Source organism: Epilithonimonas lactis, assembly GCF_900110605.1.
In the GTDB taxonomy this organism is placed as follows: domain Bacteria; phylum Bacteroidota; class Bacteroidia; order Flavobacteriales; family Weeksellaceae; genus Epilithonimonas; species Epilithonimonas lactis.
The window spans coordinates 69,791-84,126 of sequence record NZ_FOFI01000002.1; the positions used below are offsets into that span (position 1 = coordinate 69,791).

Consider the following 14,336-nt stretch of genomic DNA (forward strand, 5'->3'; position numbering starts at 1 on the left):
TTAATTAAACCTTGTCGTCCCGGTTGATCTGGTCTTTTGCCGTTTCCTGTGAAGTTGTAACATTGATGCTTGTTGGCGTCACAAGGTTGACTCCTTCTTTCACCAATCTTTCATTGATCTGCATGATCGCATCACTTTTCAGTTTGCTAAAGTTGTTGCCTTGCTCCAGCCAGAATTTGACCTGAAGATTGAAAACGCCTTGTTTGACATTGGTGAATAAAACCTCGGTCGCATCGGTCTTATCGACATGTTCGAGACTTTTTATCTCATCCAAAATTGCCGATTTGGCTTTCTGAATATCTTCACCCACAGGAATTTCGAAATCCAAAATGATCCTACGCTGTGGCGAAGCTGTCACATTGAAAAACGGCGCGTTGAAGATGATCTGATTTGGAATATAGACTTTCTTTCCATCGTCCGTGATCATTTTGGTGGTCAACAATCCGATGTCTTGGACTGTTCCAGAGTTACCGCCAATGGTAACATAATCGCCAATTTTGAAAGCTTTGTCCACACCCACCAACATTCCGGAAAACATACTCGATACAAGATCTTTCAGCGCAACCCCGGCAATCACCCCTGCAACCCCCAAACTTCCTAAGAATTTGATAAAGAACCCGCTGAATCCCATAATTTCCAGTGAGATGAAAGCACCCATTAGAATGATCAGAAATTTGAACACGGAGATCAGTGTAACCACAGATTCGTTTTTGGTCTTCGGAAAAAATTTGTGGAAGAGTTTTACCGACCAACGGCTGAGATACGTACTGGTCATCAGGAAAAAGAGAAAAACTAAAATCCCAACGATGAGCCTTGGTGTAATTTCTGCGAAACTAATGTACCATCTTTGAAGGACGGCGTAAACGGTGTGTAAATATTCCATGCTATGATATTAATAAAAAAAACCGACAAAAGCCGGTTTTATTGTATGTTGAGACTAAATTTATTTAGCTTCGTTTGCAATTCTTTTTGCTTGTCCGCTTGGTAAATAGATACTGAAACCAACGTTGAAAGTAATTTTGGAAGTCAATCCTTCGTTACCAAAACCAGTTACACCATTATATTTTACTAAGCCTTCAACTCCGATGTTTGGCGTGATGAAGTAAGAATAACCAGGTCCAACTCCGAAATCTAAACCGTTAGTAGAGATTCCGTTTTCAACAGAAGTACCACCAACACCTAAGTTACCTTCGAAGAAAAATCTTCCGTGGTTCAAAAGGTTATCAACTCCCGCTTCTCCTGGTGAGATGAAGTAACGTCCTAAAGCACCAACAGCGTAATTAAATTGAGTTGCCTCACCTTTACCAGGTTTTGCAAAACCAAGATTAACATATCCACCTAAAGCCACATTATCTTTGATAAAATAAGCTGCTTTTGGCTGAATAGAAAAATCGTAACCAGCACCTGTGTTTAGTCCGAAGTTACTTGTCACCAAGCTGCTTCCTACCATCCAATTCCCTTCTTGTATTTGAGCATTAGCTGTAGAAAGTAATCCTGCGCCTATTACAAATGCTCCCAATAATAATTTTTTCATATGTTCAAAATTTTTCGTTAATAATTATCTTTTCTACATTTTACAAAGGCTGTGCCATTTTAAAAAAATGTGATTTATAACAGTTATTGACCTTTTTTAACTAAAATTGGGTATAATTAAAAAATCAATTTTTATAACATATTTAGTACTATAAATTAATATTGAAAGACTTGAGTGACATTCTTACAAAAGTTTGAGATAATCGTCGTAATTTTTTTTTAACGATTCCCAGATTAATTCTTGCTTGAAATCCATAATACTATCTCTTGAATTTTTTTTCAAATAATGATAGCATTCTTTCTCGAGGATTTTTCCCATCGCAGTTGCGAGTGCTTTTGCGTTTTTGGGTGGGAAGATAAGTCCATTGACACCATTTTGAACAATCTCATTGCAGCCGTTGATATCAGAGACCAATGCAGGAAGCTCCATGGCCAAAGCTTGCAAAACTACATTTGGAAAGCCTTCCCTATAACTGGGAAATGCCAAACAATCACTGATTGCCAAATACGGTCGCACATCTACCTGAAATCCGACGGAGATGATGTCGGGATTAATTTCTATTTCATTCAAAACATCCTGAGATAAAGGATCCAGCTCCTGTTCCAACGGACCGACGAGAAGCAGTTTGAGGGTTTGAGGGTTTGAGGGTTTGAGGGTTTTGAAGGCGGAAACCAATTCATTGATCCCTTTGTCCTTCACCAATCTTCCGACGAAAACAAAAACGAAATCATTTTCTGAAATATTCAATTGTTTTTTTAGCTGAAGTTTTGCCTCGTCACTAATGCAATGTGGATCAAAATGGGTGACGTCTATTCCATTTACGTTGCCGTTGCCAATGATCGTCAATGGTTTATCTGTGATCTTATACCTTATCAGGTCAGCTTTCACACCTTTACCTTCGGGATAGATGTGGGTCGCAGAATGGCAAAGCACGCAATCCATAAGGATCAGAACTTTTTGCATAAATCCCGACCTGTATGGAAAGACCAAACCAGTGAACGTATGTATCCTGATGGGAACACCTGCCAATCTCCCTGCAACCATCGACAATAATCCTGCTTTTGGTGTAATGGAATGGATAATGTCCGGCCTTTCCTTCTTAAAATACCAATACAACTTTATAAGCGAGATCAAATCTTTGAAAGGCGAGATCTGCCGTTGCATCTCAATGGAATGGATTTTAACTTTTTCCCTCTGCGCCACCTCATCCAGATCCTTTCCAGAACCAGAGATCGCAGTCACCTCAAAATACTGATCTAGGAAAGACAATTGGCCTTTCAGCAGAATATTGAGAGAGATTGGAACTGTGGAAATGCGGAAGAGTTTAGGTTTCATTCAGATGAGGCTTTTTTAAGAAACTAAAAAAATTAATTCGCTTTTTGTTTTTTGTAAACATAGGCAAGAATTTTCGATGATTTTAAAAGTCCAAAAAAACGTATGAAGCTGGCTAATAATTTTGCTTTAGTAGTATATGAATAACTTATATTCAACAAGTCTTTATGTTTTTTTAATTCGCTAAATATCAGTTTTCTATTTTCTAAATTTTTATTATTTAGAATCATTATTGCAATGAAATATTGGTATTGTAAAAAGCTTAAAAGTGGGGATTTCTCGGATTTAAGTTTTAATTTCCAACTATCAATCGCATGCAATATTCCTAAAATACTTTTAGAATCTGGTGTTGCTGTTATAGAATTTTGACGGTTTTTAAGATATACATAAAAAAATTCATTTGTGGCATCTATTTTTTGAGCGTAAATGAATATTGAAATTAGCCATTCTATATCTTCGGCTTTAACCCCGATTCGAAATTGGATATTATTATTTGTCAATATTGATTTTTTGACGGTTAAAATCCATGCTGCTCCGGGAAACATATTATTTTTAAGCAGATATTCTACAATTTCTTTTTTATTTTTTTGAAATATACTTAAATCAAATTCGGTTTTCTTGCTAACAAATTCTTTTCGTTGAGCATCAAAATCTTTACACCCAAAAATGAGAATATCACTATTTTTCTTTTCAAGAGCAATGTGCAATTTTTGAAGTGCATCAATATCGTCCCAAAAATCATCACTATCTAAAAAAAGTACATATTTCCCCGTAGCTTTCATTAATCCGAAGTTTCTTGCTTCGGATGAACCTCCATTACTTTTATGAATAACTATGATTCTATGGTCTTTTTTAGCAAAATTATCTGCAATCACTCCACATTTATCAGGAGAACCATCATTTACTAATATAAGCTCATACTTCAGGAATGTTTGATGAAGTACACTATTAATACACTTTTCTAGAAAATTTTCTACTTTGTAAATTGGTATTATAATACTGAAATAATTATTCCCCATCAGTTCTTAATCGTAAATAAAAGTATAATAAAAAACCGAAAGGAATTGCTAAAAAAGTTGTGAATCTTTTAGGGGAATCTCTCAATAAATTTTGTTTTGCAAACAAACAACTTGATATATAATGTATGGCATTTCGGAAGACAAAACTGTATGGAGCATGAGATAAAGACATTTGTAGTCTTCTTAGCTCAGCAAAACTTTTAGGACTATTTTTATATTGATTCAGAATATTATTTGCCATACCTGTTTCTTGATAATCGACAAAACAGAGATTTTCGTTCAAAATCAATAATGGGTAGTTTTGGTCAATGATTAAAAATAAATATATTGGATTAAAGTTCTTTTCATTTGGGAATACTTTCATAGGGGCAACTTTTTTAAGAAGTTCTGTTCTATGAACCATTTTGGTATCTGCCTGAAAATTGTATTTTGTCGCAAGCTCTATAATATGTATTTCTTTTTTGGCTGGTAATTGTAGATTTTTTAATGGTTTTCCATCTAATGAATAATCCAAACCTATTATCCCGGCGTATTTTTCATTTTTATTTTTTGTCCAGAAACTGATAACTTTATGTACAGCGTCAATCGGTGGAAAATCGTCTGAATCAATACACATAAATAATTCAGTGTTGCATTTTTCGATTCCTAAATTATATGCAGTATGAATGCCTCCATTTTCTTTGGAATGAAACTCAATATTAATTTTATCTTCGGATTTCCATTTTTGTAAAAGTTCAAGAGTATTATCTTCAGAACCATCATCAACAACCAACCAAATAAAGTCTTGAATACTTTGTTGTAAAAGAGCTTTATACAACCTCGGCAAAAGATGGACTCTATTATAAGTTGGGGTAAATATTGTGAGTGTTTTCAAAATAATTATCTGCTATTTTTATTAATAATTCTGTTCATACCGATTAACAATAGATATAAAATCAAAACTTGTTTGTATTTTGCTGCCATAAAAAATAATTTCCAGTGAATTGGAAAATATTTGAAATCTAATGTTTTATAAGCTTTTTGGTATCTTGGATGATTTAAGTAATTATTCAGATTTTCAAATACAACTCCAATTCCTTCTGTATTATTGATTTCATTCAATCCTATCCCTATAATACTTAGCGCTATACGATTTTCAAAAGCAGTTATATGTTCATTCGTATTTATAGAAATTGTCTTCAAAATATAATCATATTTTTTCTGCCATTGTTGGAATAGTAGGGGTCTGTAAGAACTTGTTAGAGATTCTATATTATTTCTTCTGTAATTATATATAGGAATATCCTTGATTAAAATATTATTAGAGTACTCAACATATTGTAAATTAAAAAGCAGATCTTCTGTACCTATTTCCTTGTTTGAAACAAATTTAATATTCTTACTTTTTATGATATCTACTTTATAAATTTTCGCCCAGGCCGTTACAATACTATCTGCTTGTGAAGGATCTGATAATTCTTTTTCATAAAGACCTAACAAGCGTCTCTTGACTTCGCTAGAATTGTACACACCATCCAGATTCAGAATGCGAGGTTCTTTTGTTTTTTCATAACATCGATTATAGCTCACATATACCGCATCATATCCAGTCTCGATTTTTTCAAATAAAGTATCTAAATAATAATGCTCCACCCAATCATCGTTATCAATGAAAACTATATATTTCCCTGATGCGATATTAATTCCTACATTACGTGTTTCAGATAAACCCTGATTCTCCTGATTTAGTATATGCAGATTATGAAGGTTAAATTTTTCTTTTATTTCATAAAGCTTTTTTAAAGTATTATCCTTTGAACCGTCGTTTATTGCAATTATTTCTACATTTTCTAATTTAGTGACCAAAATACTTTCAATACATTGTTCAATGTATTTTTCAGCGTTATAGCAAGGGATAACAATGCTTACCTTCATTAACATATTATTTTAAAACAAATCGTTTTTAATCAAGAACTTAATACTAATATATCTCTTATAGATATTAATAAGACCTCGCACATTATAGGTATATATTTCTTTCCAAAATTTTCCTTTTTGTTTCTTTGCCGTTATTTTTTTTAGATTTTCTTGGTACAGCTTCTGTTTCTCATCATAATTATTCAAACCATATTTTTCAAAAAAATGCTTTGCATCTTTTTTTGAAAAAGGAATGAAACCATCATTACAGATCAGACTATTCTCGGACAAATCAATATTTTTTTGTATAATTCTGTTTTGCAAATGCAAATACATAAATTCTCTAACTTCATTGTCCTCAGACAAAACAATAGTTTGTCCATTTTTATAAAGGATAATTTCTGGTAGGGTGTGCTTGCCACTTCCTACAGAATAATTATGAAAATTCATATTAACATTCGCTCCTAAATATTTATCATAGAATTTTTTATTTTTTAGTATGACATTCATTCCTATCTCATCAAAATGGCAAGGATAGGTTGTTTTGCGAACAAAATCAAAATTAAATATCGATGGGTATTCCTGATTCAATTTAGTTCTAAATAAAGAATTAATATCTTGATTGTTTTTATATACTGAGAAATGACCATGAGGAAAAACCCTATCATATCCTTCATTCAACAAAGGCTCTAAAAACTTGTCTATATCTCCAAAAATAATATCTACGTCCGAATGTCCCCAATATGCATAATTTGCTATATATTCCTGAAAAAGATAACCATATGTAGGCTTATAATCGCACAACTTGTATGGCCGACTTATGTAGGTATCACTTCCTAACTTGTTTTTTATTAAGCTTTGTAACTCAGAAAATTTTAAGTAAAACATTTTAAAATTTGGTGGAAAATCATACGTTGTATGGTCATCTGTAAATAAAAAGAAATCAATCAGTTCAATATTCTTGCAAGAATCTAAAAATGCAGAAAACCAATTAGGAAGCACGCCAAAATAAGGAATAATTACAGCAACTTTTTTCATAGTAAAACAACATTCATATAAAACGTAAACATAAAATACAGAAACATCACAATCCCAAAAATCTTATACTGATCCTCCCATATTTTGTATCGAAACATTGGATATGCGATTACTACAGGCATCAAAAACCACGATAAATAAGCAAAACGATTACTGAATGAAGCGGTAATCACAAGAATCCAAAAAGCATTGGCAACAATGTATATTCCGAATAAATGGATGTAAAAAATATCAGTGATTTTTTTCTTAAAAATAAAATACCATCCTGCAAAAACTGCAAAAGCACTATACATCAAAAAATCCCATCGAAAACCAATTTTTGAAAACTGAACATTATACTCTGCTTCCCCACCTGTGAGATATCCTTGCGTTCTATCTTCGAACCCTAGTGTTGAAAAAAATGTAGTCCATGAACTTCCTCCTGCTAAAGATAGCGGAATTGCAGCCAACCAAATGTAAAGATAAATTCTAGGATTTTTATAAATTCCTGCAACAAAAAAAGCCGCAATTGGAATAATGAGTGATGCATGCATGAAATATGACACTAAAAAGCAAACATACATCCACCATTTCCTCTCATAAAAGTAGAGGCCCAATACAAAGAAAGCAGTTCCTAAACCATTTCTCAAACCATTTACACCGTAAGTCCAAAATGAAAATGATCCTAAAAACATAAACATTGCAAAAAACCAATATCTTCCAAAATATTTTCGAGAAAACAAAAAACAAGGCAATACATATAAAACATCCACCAGCTGGAAAAAACCACGTACTGACATAAACTTACTGCAAAAAATCATCAAATAATTGAAAAGATAGTCTTTTTCAACCTTCATTTCTTTTCCCTGTAAAAGCAGTTTGTAAGCGCTATCATAGTTCACAGTGTCACCAAATCTACCGCTCACTTGCCTTTGCCCAATATATAACGTAAATAAGATGACAACAAAATATCCAAAATAATTAAAAAAATTAATACTCTGCTCATCCCGAACATCATACATCAGCGAATGGAATAACATTAGAACCGCTATGAAAAGCAAAGCGTAGTACTGAATATTCGTGTAAAATTCTACCGGGACAAAATCAAACATTTCGCAAATTTAGCAATTCGCACCACTTCTTCATTACTTTGGTATTGCTGAAACGAAAAGAATGTTCTTTTGCATTTTTTCCTATCCTTTTTCTAAGTATTTCATCATTCATCAATACCATCATTTTATCTGCCAAATCCCTAGGATCTTTATGTTTTACAAGAAATCCGTCTTCTTTATCTTCTATGATGTGTCTGGGTCCATTCGGGCAATCATAAGAAACAATAGGTAAACCTACGGACAAAGCTTCCAAAAGAACTGTTGGAAAACATTCTGTTTCAGAACTCATGGCGTAGATGCTGTAATCCAGCATTTCCTTTGGCAAATCCGAAACATTTCCTTTGAAAATTATTTTTTTTCCAAGATTCAGATTTTCAATTAATTCTTCCAGCATTTCTTTTGTTCCAGAATAATTCTCACCATAAATGTGAAGTTCCCAATCGGGAAATCTATGGTTAATGATTTCCCAAGCTTTGATCAATTCATCAAAACCTTTCACTGGCGCAATACGCCCCGCGGCCATGACTTTTTTATTTGTCAACTCGCAGGCAAAAACTGGAATCTCAACAGGATTTGGAATGACCACGCCATTTTTTGAGGCAAGATATTTTTCTTCATCTTTGTTCAAGACAACAATGTGATCATATTTTTTATCTATTATATCATCCAACCAAAATTTAATTTTTTTGACAAAAGAGGCGGATTGTCTTTCCTCTTTCTCATAAAAGCGAGAGCTATGTCGTTCTTTTATTTTCTTCGATTTTTGATGAATGAAGGGCAACCAATAGTGGTCAAAGTTATAATTTGGAGAAATAATCACGTCAGGATCTAAAGTCTCGAACAGTTTTTGCTGCTGTTTAAAATGTTGAAATAATTTAAAAAAATTGCTGCGAGAAAAGTAACTTTTTGACCGGTCATAATTAATCCCTAAATCAAGCAATTGTATTTTAGAATCTAAATGATAACGTGTCAAATTCCCTTGTTGCTCGGTGGTGACAATACAAACCTCGACACCAGGAATATTGGCGAAGTAATTGGCTTTGGTTGCCATCACTTTTTCGATTCCACCGTGAAGATAAATTTGATCGGTATTGAAAACAATTGTCATTATTACAAGCTTTTAAAAAGTTGGTGCCATTGTCCGACAATCATGTTTGGATGATATCTTTGTGCATCGTTTTGGGATTGCTGTCCGAGCTTCCTTCTCAGACCATCATCAGTCATTAGTTTGATCAATTTTTCCTGGAAGGCTTTATCATCTTCTGCTTGAACCAAGTATCCGTTTTTCTCGTGGTCGATAATATCTCCCGGACCAGAAGGGCAGTCAAAGGCAACACACGGCACGCCACATTCCATGGCTTCGATCAGCACCATTCCGAAACCTTCTGAGCGGGAGGGCAAGACCAAAATCGAGGATTTTAAATATTCTTCTTTAATATTTTTTACTGGTTGATGAAACTTAATTTTTTCCAGTTTCATCTGTTTTGATAGATCTACAAACGTATTTTCTTTATCAATTTTTCCGAAGATCTCCAACTTCCAATCGGGAAAAATGGGTTGTACGTTTTTCCAAATCTTCAGAAGCAAATCGTAACCTTTGTTGTATGAATGGCTGCCAACAGCGATAATTCTTTTTTGAAGCAAATCGTTTGTTTCGTGATTTTCGAAACTTAAAGGATTGGGAATTGCAATCACGTTGGGATTACGCCATTCCGAAATATTACCTTTTGTAAGAACTACAAATTTATCAAACTTAGAAACCTGACTTTTCATTAATTTCTGAAGAAACTTTCCTTTCCAAGACGAGCTTGTATTTAGATGAATGGAAGCGTGGCGTTCATAAATGATTTTAGCTTTCGTCTTTAAAAATCGTGGTACAAAAAAGCCTTTCACGCCATCATCACACACTGAAATAACATCTGGATCGATTTGATTTATCATTTCTTGAATTCCATTTTTATAGGAAATTAAATAGTTTAATGGATTTCCGACAACATCAATGGAATGAAAATTTATTTTGGAACTGAACTCGTAAAACGGATTTTGATGCGCATTATTCAAACCCAAAATATGAATTTCATAATCATACTTTTCAGCCAAAATTGATGCTTTCACGGAAAGAACCCTTTCCAAACCGCCTGCTCCGTTGATGCCATTTGTGATGTATAGGAGTTTCATATGATTCTTTGGATTTTTTCTTTAATAAAATTAATAACGTACGAACTCGCCAAACACATCATTACTAAGGCTAAAAAAATAACAGGAACGTACTTAAATCCATACACAATTCCAGGAAAAAATATCATATAAAAAAACATATGCACCAACCAAATATTGGTAGCATGAGGAGCAAAATAATCTAAGAATCTGGTTACAAAATCAGGCAATTTGATTTGTAAAAATAAGAATATAAAAGCTAGACCTGTGAAAGGCGCGACAACAAAATTGGGAACCAGCCCATGAAAAACAATCAGCCCAACGATTAAAATGAGTGCTAAAACATTTTTGAACTTAACTAAATTGAAAATTTCTTTAATCACCTTATTCCATTGATATTTTAAAGCAAACGCTCCCATCATAAATTGAAAAAGGGTACAAAAATAAAGTGCAGTTTGCCTATGAAACCAACTGAGGACAGCGTTTGTAAATACATCTGTTTTATAAATCCTAAAGTAAAATGCAATGAGGTAACCTAAAAACAAAAACATGAACAAAAATATTGGATTGGACCTTTCGAATATTCTAAACCAAAAAGACGATGTCATAACGAAAAGGACGTAGGTAGTGAAAAACCACCAAGCACCGTTGTAACTTGGATTGATTGCGATGAAATTCAGGAAGAATTTTGAAATACTTCCCGGATATCCGTCTTTATTTAAAATTAAACCTAGCAGAACCGCGAACACAATCAAGATAATCCAATAATTGATGTAGAGTTTTTTCAGTCTTTTATAATTGTCATCTTGATACTCTTTTTTGTTTTGTATATATTTAAAATACAAACCATAGCCTGAAACAAATGCAAAAATCGGAACACAGGCATCACAAAATAGGGAAAGATAATAAGAAATCGGCTGTTTGCCCACAAACAACATCGGTCGAAATACGCCTGTAAAATCTCTATTAAAGAGATGCAGAAAAAGCATCATCAAAATAGCGATGGATTTTAGCTGGTTGGATTTTTGGAGAGTGATGGGCATTTTATTTTCTTATAATCTGTATGAGCCAATTAGTAACAAATGGATTTATATTTAATGCTATTTTTACGAATTTCATTTTACCATTAGTAGTAGCTTTTAATGGATAAGAATCATTAGATTTTAGTAATTTAATAATTCTTTGCATCATTTTATTATCATACTTGAAAAAAGTCAAATGAAACAAAATAATTGTATGTAGAGATTCAATTTTTTTTTGAATTCCTATATTTAATTTCTGTTGATTCTTCAAATCTATGCTTTGTATTTCCAATGATTTTTTTACTTGTATAATTGAATTAAAATAATTCAATCTTTTTATATTATCTGTGGAATTAGTAAACGAATTAGGATGTTGTACATAATAATATAAATTTCTATGTAAAAAAGACAATCTTTTAATATTGTACATTATTTTGGGTAGAATCTCAGAGTCCTGCATGTTGATTCTTTCTCTAAAATAGATTCTATTATTTATAAAAATACTTTTTTTAAAGATGAATATCCAGGTATAATTTTTTTCATAATATTTATAGTAATAATTCTCTCCTGTGAATATTTCACTTTTATTTTCGAGTGATTCTTGAAATAAACTATCTTGAGTAATATTCTTGTTTGAAACTACATTATAATCTAAAACACAACAATCTAAATTCCTGTCGTTTAGAAAATTTGTTATTTGGATAAGGCAATTTTCTTTTATATAATCATCGCCGTCAATAAACCATACATAGTCACCTTTTGCTTCTAATAAACCTGTATTTCTGGTTGCTCCTAAGCCGGAATTTTTTTGTTTTATGATTTTTAAATTACTGAAATCTGATTTTGATTTTTCCAAAATTAGTGCTGTATCATCCGTGGAACCATCATCTACAACAATAACTTCAAATGAATTATTGGATAGATCTTGATGTAGACAAGAAAGTATGCACTTTTCAATAAATGACTCAACATTATAGGCTGCAATTATTAGTGATATTTTCATTTTTTGATTCTTAACGACCATAATACATATAAAAAATATGTGATCTTTTTCAAATTTATATTAACTGACAGCTTAATAATTTTTGTGTGTAAATTATTAGCTTGATAATTTTTCATACAATTTATAAAAGTGTCATCTTTCAATATGTTTTTCACAATTTTTTTTTGTCTAAATTCTATTCCTTGTAGTATAAATTCATTTGTATGATTTATAAATGTAGTATCCCAATCGGAATAATTAATTTCAAATAATAATGTTTTATTGTATTCCAAAAGTTTGTATCTCGTAGTCAAAAAGTCCTGATACTGACTACTTCTAAAAGATTTCATAATACTATTTTCAGAAAATGTATTATATATGTATCCCATATTATCAATCGCAAAACAAGATTCTGCTTTGCTAAAAGCCTCAAAATTAAACCAGTAATCTTCTGCTCTGATTCTTTGTTCATCAATTAGAAGTTCATTTCTTTTGATAAAAGATTTTTTATAAATTTTATTAAATAAGGAAGCTAAATTACCAAGATATGAAGTATAGTATTGTTTTATTACTAAATCTTTTATTTCATTTTTATTTATGATTCTATTCTTGGGCAAAGTATTTAAAATGACATTACTACTTTTAATTTCTTTAATATTGCTGATAATAATGTCTGCATTAGAAGAAATAGAAGCTTGAATCATTTTTTCAAAAAAATCAATTTCTACATAATCGTCAGCGTCTACAAAACCTATATAGTCTCCTGTAGTGTTTAACATACCATAATTTCTTGCCTTTGCAGGTCCACCATTGGATTGCTCTAAAATTTTTATCCGGTGATCATAAGTAGCGAATTGTCGACAAATTTCTATAGAGCTATCAGTACTTCCGTCATTAATTAAAATGATTTCTAAGTTTGCATAGGATTGCTGTACTAAACTTTCCAAGCACTTCTCTATATATTTTTCGGCATTATATATTGGAACTATAATTGAGAGTTTCATAAGGTGTTCTAAATAATCTTACGTTTAATAAAACTGAATGTATTTGATATTATTATATTGGAGAAAAGATGACTATTTGGTGAAAAAGTATAGGTAGGGCAAATCAACATTCCCGGAATAAGTCTACCAAACCTCTTTTTAAGAAAGACAAAGATAGAATCGCAATTTTGTAATGTTAGCATTATTACAACACCTGAAATAATAAAGAAGAGTTCAACACCCAGATACTCAAATTTTAAGAATTCTGAAGTATTCACAACATAAGTATAATGATTTCCGTAAAACCTGCTGTAGTAATGGTACAACATCACCATTATAACAGCCACAACTCGAAGACTATCCATTATTTCAATTCTGCTATCTATAGCTTTATTATGCATTGAATATTTTGTATTATTCTATCTTAGTTAATATGGTCTGCTCATACAGGGTGTCAATGGATTTAGAATCATTTTCACTTATGCCTCTATTATATTCATTTACCGATTTTCCTTTAATCCCAACTTTTTCCGTCGCATTCATTAGAAACCACATGTATTCTACATCAATATGTCCTACATCTAATGCCCAAAAATTTTCTTGTGATAAATCATATGCTAATACTGTAGCTGTAGGACCTAGCGCTAAAAGAATCAACTTGTTTTTCCCATATTTCTTAACGGATTCAAAAATATCTTGATAATTACTGAAAGCGTTTTTTGATGGGCATAATATTCTGCTGATGCTATTAGCATTAGCAAAAAGATTGTTTCCCACACCCAGTTTTGTTTCCACACCTTCCACTATTAGGATGTCCTGATTTTCCCAAATAGACTTTAATTTATTTACCTTTTTTAATACATTCAAATGGGATTTGTCTTTATACATCATATAAAATCTTGTCACATTTGTATCGCCAAAAACTTTATTTGTGGGAATTTTCTTAAGGATTTTTTTTGCATAAGCTAAATTGAATCCATACCAAAAAATTTTTGACTCAACTCTTAGCTCTGAGATTTTCCCAAAGGTGTTAGGTAAAGAAACCAACAATTTGTCTCCTTGATGATTTATGACTTCGGATAATCTTAAAGATAATTCATAATCAAGCTTTTGGAAACCGATACCTTCGCCTTCTAACAATAGAATACAAATTTCGCCATCTCCAAAACGGGCTAATGATTTTTTGTTACGTATTATCTCTTCTACGGTTTGATCAAAAGAAAGAATCGTTGGTTTCTTGCCAAATAATAGAAAAGGCAGATACCGCATAATGAGGTAATAC

Annotated in this window: 15 protein-coding genes; all 15 read right to left on the reverse strand. The window is 32.1% G+C overall.

The genetic code is table 11. The annotated features are described in order from the left end of the window. Positions 1 to 4: 4 nt before the first annotated feature. Complete coding sequence (locus BMW39_RS05470; RefSeq protein ID WP_034972960.1) at positions 5 to 883, reverse strand: mechanosensitive ion channel family protein; 879 nt, start codon at positions 881 to 883, stop codon at positions 5 to 7. A 60-nt stretch (positions 884 to 943) separates the two neighbouring features. Next, positions 944 to 1,534, reverse strand: a complete 591-nt coding sequence (locus BMW39_RS05475; protein WP_034972961.1) for a hypothetical protein — start codon at positions 1,532 to 1,534, stop codon at positions 944 to 946. A gap of 183 nt (positions 1,535 to 1,717) precedes the next feature. Then, on the reverse strand, positions 1,718 to 2,869 hold the full coding sequence (locus BMW39_RS05480; RefSeq protein WP_034972963.1) for a glycosyltransferase family 4 protein: 1,152 nt from the start codon (positions 2,867 to 2,869) through the stop codon (positions 1,718 to 1,720). Between the two features lie 32 nt (positions 2,870 to 2,901). Continuing rightward, positions 2,902 to 3,885, reverse strand: coding sequence for a glycosyltransferase (locus BMW39_RS05485; RefSeq protein ID WP_034972966.1), 984 nt, complete (start codon positions 3,883 to 3,885; stop codon positions 2,902 to 2,904). Further along, entirely contained in the window at positions 3,875 to 4,759 is an 885-nt protein-coding gene (locus BMW39_RS05490; protein WP_034972968.1) for a glycosyltransferase family 2 protein, read from the reverse strand. Before BMW39_RS05490 ends, BMW39_RS05485 begins: the two co-directional genes overlap by 11 nt. 5 nt (positions 4,760 to 4,764) lie before the next feature. After that, positions 4,765 to 5,799 carry a glycosyltransferase family 2 protein gene (locus tag BMW39_RS05495; protein WP_034972970.1) on the reverse strand — a complete coding sequence of 345 codons (1,035 nt, stop codon included), beginning with the start codon at positions 5,797 to 5,799 and terminating at the stop codon, positions 4,765 to 4,767. Between the two features lie 12 nt (positions 5,800 to 5,811). Then, entirely contained in the window at positions 5,812 to 6,819 is a 1,008-nt protein-coding gene (locus BMW39_RS05500; protein WP_051879785.1) for a DUF6625 family protein, read from the reverse strand. Further along, positions 6,816 to 7,910 (reverse strand): EpsG family protein, encoded by a 1,095-nt coding sequence (locus tag BMW39_RS05505; protein WP_034972971.1) that lies wholly within the window; start codon positions 7,908 to 7,910, stop codon positions 6,816 to 6,818. The genes BMW39_RS05500 and BMW39_RS05505 overlap by 4 nt, the downstream gene beginning before the upstream one ends. Then, positions 7,903 to 9,018, reverse strand: a complete 1,116-nt coding sequence (locus BMW39_RS05510) for a glycosyltransferase family 4 protein (protein ID WP_034972973.1) — start codon at positions 9,016 to 9,018, stop codon at positions 7,903 to 7,905. Before BMW39_RS05510 ends, BMW39_RS05505 begins: the two co-directional genes overlap by 8 nt. A 2-nt stretch (positions 9,019 to 9,020) precedes the next feature. Further along, entirely contained in the window at positions 9,021 to 10,088 is a 1,068-nt protein-coding gene (locus tag BMW39_RS05515) for a glycosyltransferase family 4 protein (RefSeq protein ID WP_034972975.1), read from the reverse strand. Next, positions 10,085 to 11,110 (reverse strand): acyltransferase family protein, encoded by a 1,026-nt coding sequence (locus BMW39_RS05520; RefSeq protein WP_034972977.1) that lies wholly within the window; start codon positions 11,108 to 11,110, stop codon positions 10,085 to 10,087. The genes BMW39_RS05515 and BMW39_RS05520 overlap by 4 nt, the downstream gene beginning before the upstream one ends. Before the next feature lies 1 nt (position 11,111). Beyond that, positions 11,112 to 12,092: a glycosyltransferase family 2 protein gene (locus BMW39_RS05525; protein WP_165569331.1), complete on the reverse strand. Its 981-nt coding sequence runs from the start codon at positions 12,090 to 12,092 to the stop codon at positions 11,112 to 11,114. Further along, complete coding sequence (locus BMW39_RS05530) at positions 12,089 to 13,075, reverse strand: glycosyltransferase family 2 protein (RefSeq protein WP_051879786.1); 987 nt, start codon at positions 13,073 to 13,075, stop codon at positions 12,089 to 12,091. Before BMW39_RS05530 ends, BMW39_RS05525 begins: the two co-directional genes overlap by 4 nt. Positions 13,076 to 13,083: 8 nt before the next feature. Next, positions 13,084 to 13,455 carry an acyltransferase family protein gene (locus BMW39_RS19715; protein ID WP_074719307.1) on the reverse strand — a complete coding sequence of 124 codons (372 nt, stop codon included), beginning with the start codon at positions 13,453 to 13,455 and terminating at the stop codon, positions 13,084 to 13,086. A gap of 13 nt (positions 13,456 to 13,468) precedes the next feature. After that, the gene (locus BMW39_RS05540) at positions 13,469 to 14,323 is read right to left on the reverse strand and encodes an SP_1767 family glycosyltransferase (RefSeq protein ID WP_165569332.1); all 855 of its coding nucleotides are present in this window, start codon (positions 14,321 to 14,323) and stop codon (positions 13,469 to 13,471) included. Positions 14,324 to 14,336: the final 13 nt, after the last annotated feature.

Coding starts and splice junctions, on each gene's coding strand:
- BMW39_RS05540 (WP_165569332.1), bottom strand. CDS start 14,323: ATGCGGTATCTGCCTTTTCTATTATTTGGCAAGAAACCAACGATTCTT.
- BMW39_RS19715 (WP_074719307.1), bottom strand. CDS start 13,455: ATGCATAATAAAGCTATAGATAGCAGAATTGAAATAATGGATAGTCTT.
- BMW39_RS05510 (WP_034972973.1), bottom strand. CDS start 9,018: ATGACAATTGTTTTCAATACCGATCAAATTTATCTTCACGGTGGAATC.
- BMW39_RS05520 (WP_034972977.1), bottom strand. CDS start 11,110: ATGCCCATCACTCTCCAAAAATCCAACCAGCTAAAATCCATCGCTATT.
- BMW39_RS05495 (WP_034972970.1), bottom strand. CDS start 5,799: ATGAAGGTAAGCATTGTTATCCCTTGCTATAACGCTGAAAAATACATT.
- BMW39_RS05480 (WP_034972963.1), bottom strand. CDS start 2,869: ATGAAACCTAAACTCTTCCGCATTTCCACAGTTCCAATCTCTCTCAAT.
- BMW39_RS05515 (WP_034972975.1), bottom strand. CDS start 10,088: ATGAAACTCCTATACATCACAAATGGCATCAACGGAGCAGGCGGTTTG.
- BMW39_RS05505 (WP_034972971.1), bottom strand. CDS start 7,910: ATGTTTGATTTTGTCCCGGTAGAATTTTACACGAATATTCAGTACTAC.
- BMW39_RS05500 (WP_051879785.1), bottom strand. CDS start 6,819: ATGAAAAAAGTTGCTGTAATTATTCCTTATTTTGGCGTGCTTCCTAAT.
- BMW39_RS05475 (WP_034972961.1), bottom strand. CDS start 1,534: ATGAAAAAATTATTATTGGGAGCATTTGTAATAGGCGCAGGATTACTT.
- BMW39_RS05470 (WP_034972960.1), bottom strand. CDS start 883: ATGGAATATTTACACACCGTTTACGCCGTCCTTCAAAGATGGTACATT.
- BMW39_RS05530 (WP_051879786.1), bottom strand. CDS start 13,075: ATGAAACTCTCAATTATAGTTCCAATATATAATGCCGAAAAATATATA.
- BMW39_RS05485 (WP_034972966.1), bottom strand. CDS start 3,885: ATGGGGAATAATTATTTCAGTATTATAATACCAATTTACAAAGTAGAA.
- BMW39_RS05525 (WP_165569331.1), bottom strand. CDS start 12,092: ATGAAAATATCACTAATAATTGCAGCCTATAATGTTGAGTCATTTATT.